4 protein-coding genes and 1 pseudogene are annotated in these 6,242 nt (G+C 39.0%); 4 read left to right on the plus strand and 1 reads right to left on the minus strand.

Going from position 1 to position 6,242, the window contains the following annotated elements; all coding sequences use genetic code 11:
- A partial coding sequence (locus tag QZZ43_RS18055; protein WP_291862193.1) for a LacI family DNA-binding transcriptional regulator occupies positions 1-78 on the minus strand: 78 nt, incomplete at its 3' end.
- 427 nt (positions 79-505) lie between these two features.
- On the opposite strand from QZZ43_RS18055, the gene QZZ43_RS18060 reads away from it, so the two are divergent.
- The 4 genes and pseudogenes from QZZ43_RS18060 to QZZ43_RS18075 all read left to right on the plus strand — a co-directional run.
- Complete coding sequence (locus tag QZZ43_RS18060) at positions 506-2,332, plus strand: hypothetical protein (RefSeq protein ID WP_291862187.1); 1,827 nt, start codon at positions 506-508, stop codon at positions 2,330-2,332.
- Positions 2,333-2,340: 8 nt separating this feature from the next.
- Complete coding sequence (locus QZZ43_RS18065) at positions 2,341-2,847, plus strand: YfiR family protein (protein WP_291862189.1); 507 nt, start codon at positions 2,341-2,343, stop codon at positions 2,845-2,847.
- Positions 2,848-4,343: 1,496 nt separating this feature from the next.
- Entirely contained in the window at positions 4,344-5,351 is a 1,008-nt protein-coding gene (locus QZZ43_RS18070) for a hypothetical protein (RefSeq protein WP_291862191.1), read from the plus strand.
- Positions 5,352-6,006: 655 nt separating this feature from the next.
- A pseudogene (locus tag QZZ43_RS18075) lies at positions 6,007-6,242 on the plus strand (glutamate dehydrogenase); the annotation flags it as partial.

Below are 6,242 nucleotides of genomic sequence, written 5' to 3' on the forward strand. Positions count from 1 at the left end.
CCCGTTCAAAACCAGTGACGCTGTGGTTTTTGATACCCCTGCTTTTTGAGCTACCTGGTTTAATGTGGCTTTACTCATAACTAAATAAGTTTAGGTTGTGGTAAAGATAAGGAAATTTGTCGTACGCAGGGAAGTGGCCCTTCGCTTCTTTTTATACTCTTCTTTCGAACCTTATCTTTTTTCACTAGTGAACGGCGAAGTTGAAAAGATAAGATTAAGATTGCTTCATCTCATCCCAATAATATCACTTAAGGGTCTGTCGTTGAAAACGTAGTGAAGGAATCTCATTTCTTTAACCGGACCCTGTTAATTTTTATTCTATTTCTCTTCGCTGGAGGTGGTAACGTCGGACAGTTTTTATCCTTTCCGATATATCTCATTGCAGAAATTTTTACTTAATCAAACAAAAAACGGAATTGGTCAATGGTTTGTCAACAAATAGCAAAAAATGTTGCCAAAAACTAATTTTGATGCGTACAACACGCGAAACCTAAAACCATAAAAAATGAATACCATATTTCAAATCGCCAATATCAAAAAAACAATTTCAATTAAACCAGGACTTTTTGGAAAAGTTGTTCTGTGCACTTTTCTCCTTTCGGCAATCGGAAATTTTTCTTCACTTGCCCAGGAACCCCTTCATCATGAGAAACGAATGTACCGTTCGGACGAAGGTAAACTCTTTGTAAACAAGGACTTACCTCTGTATCTGAGAATTTCCACATCGGACGATGAAAATTCAGAATCCTGGTTGCTGAATAGTAGTAAAACTCCTCAATATGCCAATCCTATGTTTTTGGATGCCGAGGGGTGGAATACACTCAGGTCGCCCTCGGCAGTGGATACGGCAACTAAAAGGACTGTTTACCCCCTCCAGGATATTGTTTTCGATGTTTATGCTGATGGAATAAAGCCTGAGGCACGTTTGATGTTTGGCGAGTCGGTAAGAACTCAGACCGATGGGATTACCTTTTTTGGCGAAGAAATGAAACTGACCTTTGAAGCTTCCGATGAAATGTCAGGTGTGGAGGATGTTTATTACTCATTGAACAATGCCGGATTTGTTGCGTCACGGAAATATCCGCTTAGTGTTGGCGATGAAGGAGAATATTCCATTAAGTTTTATTCGGTTGATAATGTGGGGAATGCAGAGGATGTGCACTCCTTTAATTTTGTTGTTGATCATACCGCTCCCAAAACCACCCATGAGGTCATTGGAATAAATAAAAACAGCGTACTGGCTCCGGATGCTACTATTTGTTTATCTGCCTCAGACAGTCTGTCAGGGGTGGCAAAAGTTTATTTTGCAGTAGATGATTCCGGTTTTGAGGTTTATAAAAACCCCATTCCCGTATCGCGCCTGAAAGCCGGAGATGGACGGATTACTTATTATTCCGAAGACAGAGTGGGGAATAGTGAAGCACACAAATTTATCGGGACGCTTTCATCCGGAGGTAATAAAAACAACGAAGATGCAGATGTCTTCGATTACTACATTGATACCGAGCCTCCTGTCGTGGAGTTCACTTTTGATGGGGATTATCATCAATCTGACAAAGAGTATATTTCCGAAAGAACTCGAGTCTTGCTTTCTGCAATGGATGACAAATCCGGGGTTCAGACTATTTTCTACAGTTACAACTCTTTCCTGACGAAGGAATTGTATCAGGAGGCTTTTCATCCGGCCGGAAACAGCCCGGTGGCTCTGGCTTATTCGGCGGTGGACTGGGTGGAAAATACCGCCCCTGAAGAAGAACGCCACTTTTACATTGACAGGATTGCACCTGAGAGTAAGATTTCTTTCAACGGTCCGGTTTTCAGAAATAGGGACACTTTATTTGTTGCAGGTCAGACCAGAATTCAATTGGATGCAACAGATAAAGAAAGTGGAGTGCAGAAGGTAACGTATTCTCTCAATGATGTTGACCATGAATACCTGGAGCCGTTTGTTGCAGGTAAGACAGGTGTAAATCTTTTGGAGTGGATGGCAACTGATAATGTCAATAACCGGGATGAGCTGCATTCTTTAGTGTTTGTGGTCGATGAAGAGGGGCCTTCCATCCATCATCATTTTAGTGTGGAACCCATTGGAGAAAAGATTGTTCGTGAAGAAAAATATATTATCTACCCCTCCAATACAAAAATCTATATTGGTGCCACCGATGATGTGGCAGGTGAAGAATCACTGAAGTATTCGGTCAATGGTGACAAGATGGCGGAAACTATTCCTGTTAGTGGATTGCTGCCCGGTAATTATTCAATAGATATTGAGGCTACTGATGCACTTAAAAATAAAACAACTAAAACCATCCGATTTTCCATCGAAAAATAAAAGGAGCCATGATTAGGAATATATTTGTGATTGGAATTTTGCTTCTTCTTTCGATGAGTAGCAAAGGACAAGAGGAGAATTACATCTCTCTTTATTTGCTGAATTTCACCCGTTATGTTGAGTGGCCAGAGGAGGTTCGGGAAGGGAATTTTGTCATTGAAGTATTGGGCCACGTATCAGTTTATGAGCGACTAAAGGAGCTTTCGGAAGGTAAAATGGCCGGAAACCAGCCCATTGAAGTTCGTAATTATATGTCAGCCGTCGAAGTTGGAAAGCCCCACATTATGTTTGTGGGGCACTGGCAGAGTCGGCAAATGAAGGAGGTTCTGGCCAAATTGGAAGGGTGTTCGACGTTGTTGGTGTCGGAGCAAAAAGGCATGATAGACCGGGGAGCAGCCATTAATTTTGTTATTCAGGATGGAAAAATTCAATATGAGTATAATAAAGAGAATGCCCTGAACCGTGGCTTAGTCGTGAGCTCCCGCTTGTGGCAAATGGGGATTTCACAAAATTGAAGAATCTTTATTCTTGGGGTTCGTCATAATCAATAGTCCTTTAATAAAACATTAATGCAAAGAGGCAATGACGCAAAGCTTTTATTGTGAGAGAGTTATGTGTTATGTCGCAGGTAAGGCAAATCGTTGATTATTAAATGCTTCCAATCCCGAAGCTTCGGGATCATGTTCGTATATTGAAGGGAAGCAGAGCCTGAAGGGCTCCTATGTTAATAGGCTTCAAAAATTATAATCAAAAGAAAAACAATTACACAAACTGGTATGACCCGCTTTTGGGTCTACCATCTTGAAGAAATACATTTTATATATTTGACTCATTTTGTGGGGCTTCGTGGGGCTGCCTTTGTGCTTCAGGGGAACAGAACCTTCGGGATCATGTCCGTATATTGAAGGGAAGCAGAGCCTGAAGGGCTCTTATGTTTATAGCTGATCGCAAAACAAAGTTTATCGACGCTGAAGGTGTCGTATGCTTAAGTTTTTCGTAGAAAAGTCTTTTTTGAAGGAACTTAATTTTTTAACAGGCCCCATCTTTGCTATGAACCGTTTTTGGAAAGAACTGCAAAAGTAATTCCTTAATTTTTCGTTATTAAACAAAAAACCTTGCAACCATCTCTCCATTACTTCGTCTTTACTTCAGAGTTATTGTATCAGGAACAAAAATGTTGGGTGCTATGGCATCTATTCGAGGTTTTTCAAAAAACCATTGGTTTCGTGTGTTTTTTCATTTTGATCGCAATGAAGAATCTCATTTTTAATAATCTATGAGACCATGGCCCAGGCAATGCAATAGCTGAAGTGACTTTTTAGTCAAACTTTTTTTGATTCCTTTGATTTATATCCAAAAATTAATATTCTGAGTCTCCAAAGGATTAATTTTTTTTGTGCCTAATGATTGGATGATTGAAAAGCTGAAAAACCGGAAGTAGTTGAAGGTGTTAAACGTTGTTTTTGATAATATTAAGGTGAAATGGAAACAAACTCACTTATTTTTCGTAAATAAATTTTTACAACTTTTAATAAATACTTAAAGCCGCTTGAGATCTTTTGAATATGAAATCCTCCTGTTTTGGCATGGAAATTGGTGTGTAGGGGGATGGTAAGCGTAAGCTTAAGGTTTTTATTGGTCGCAAAGATTAAAATATGTATTTGTTTGTAAAAAAAATAATTTTGCTCTCTATTGTTTGTATGTTTGTTTTCTGACTTCCATTAAGGTTGTTGGGTTTTTTTAAACTATTTTGAATTGAACAAAAACTGAATTACGTTTGTCTGCTTATATAGAATAGACAAACACTCCAGATGTATTAGGGCCTTACCGGATATTTTTTTGATTGTATAACGGCGCAAACCTTTTTGAGGCTTGAGGTTGTTTTTTGTCCCTGTCATAGCCATGAGAGGACAGGGATTTGTTTTTTCTAAGTTTTGCTGCAAGTGGGTGGCATTCAATGAATAGATTGATAATTATAAATAGAATTTTTAACACTAAAACCATTTTTAAAATGAAAAAATTGAAATTTGTAAGTTTAATGATAGCAGCTCTTTTTATGGGCTTTAGCTTTACCTCGTGTGAGGAAGACGAAAGTATTTTGGCAACGGAGGATGAGGATGTAGAGCTCAATATCGCTGAGGGCGACCAGTCGGCTGTAACAACTATTTATGTAAATGACCTGGATGCGGGTGCTACCAGTGCAAATGTTACCGTGAATTTCACTTCTGCAGATTCGAAAATGAGACGTTTATATATGACTCAGAACATTGCAGGTGCCGGTTTTGAAAAGTATGAACTGGATATTGACGGATTGGATGTAAAAGGGGATGGCTCTATTGATTTAAGTAGCGGCGAAGGTTATGATTTTACTTTCACTATTCCCTTCCCTGTTTTGTCAGGTATGACCGAAGGAACTGTGGAGTACCAACTTTGGGCAACTTCAGGTCGTGGTGACTATCGCGATGTTGAAAATAGTCTGGTTTCCGGACCCGGAAAAGTAATTGTTGATTATGGTGGTACCAACCCTGCAACATCTCCTGTAAAAGAATTTACTGCTAAGATTCTTGCTGCACCATTGGCAGATGGAACTTCCGAAACTTTCATTTCTTTGATTGATGGAGAGTTGTATGAGATTAATCAAGGAGAAGAATTTGCTGCATATTGGGACTTTGGGTATTATTACGGAAACACCGGACAGGCTTCATTAGCTTCTACAGCTGATTATCCATCCAGTATTATTGATGTAGAAACCATTGCCAATACTACAGCAGATCAGTTGAATCACACTTATTTTGCCCTTACAGATTTAACTTCGGTTGATTTTGCAGATGTTACGTTAGATTCTGATTTGAATTCTATTTCGGCATCAACTGCAGAAACAATTACAAATCTGTCTGTTGGTGACGTTCTTGAATTTGTTGACAATTATGGAAACAAAGGATTGATTGAAGTTGTCGATATACAAGGCACTAATGGAATTGGTGACTACATCGAATTGGACATTAAAGTTCAGCGATAAGCAAAAACTTAGAAACCAAATAGCAATTAAAGGGTGGCACTACGGTGCTGCCCTTTTTCTATTTATAATGGTGTCTGGTTATGGGTGTGGATGTTTTTTCTCACTTTGGGGATATGTTCCGTCGGGGTGGATTATCCGTCGGGGTGGATTTGCAATCTACCTCGTTTCCTTCCCTGGATTTGTAATTCAGAATCACCAAATGAAATTTTCTTGGTTTAAAAAAGAAGTTTTGTGGAGTAGGTTTCTATGAAGCGGATTGCAAATCCGCAGAAAAAGCCTTGTGGATTACCGCTCGGCTATGCCGCTTTGCTTGCAAAGAAATCCACAAGGACGGAGGGATGTACGACGAAGAATCTGTTTTATATAACAATGGATTAATTTTTTATATTGTGTTATTGCTTGAAATGCCTTTGTCTGTTGGGTGTAGCAGTAACTGGTGGAGGTTAAAAGGAATAAGTGCTTACAGATTATCAAAATTTCCTGGGAAATCTTTATTGATTTTTATCATGAAATCTTTCTGGTTGGAGCGTAAAAAACAGAAAATTAGTTGTTTGAGAGAGTTTTTCGTGACTTTATAAAACCTTTCAAATTGTTAGTGCGTATAAAAAATATCCTTATTTTTGATGTAAATAACAGACCAAAAAAATCCAGAGATATGGAAAATAAGTTTAAAGCATTTATGGACACTGTCAGGATGAAGAATCCCGGCGAAGATGAATTTTTACAAGCCGTACAGGAAGTTGTTGAAACTGTATGGGACTTTTATCTGGATAACCCCCGTTATCAGAAAACCAAAATATTGGAGCGAATGACGGAACCGGAACGGGTTGTAATGTTCCGGGTTCCCTTGGTGGACGATAAAGGCGAAGTGCAGGTTAACCGGGGTTACCG

Origin of the sequence: Marinilabilia sp. (assembly GCF_016278715.1) — a bacterium.
Classification (GTDB): domain Bacteria; phylum Bacteroidota; class Bacteroidia; order Bacteroidales; family Marinilabiliaceae; genus Marinilabilia.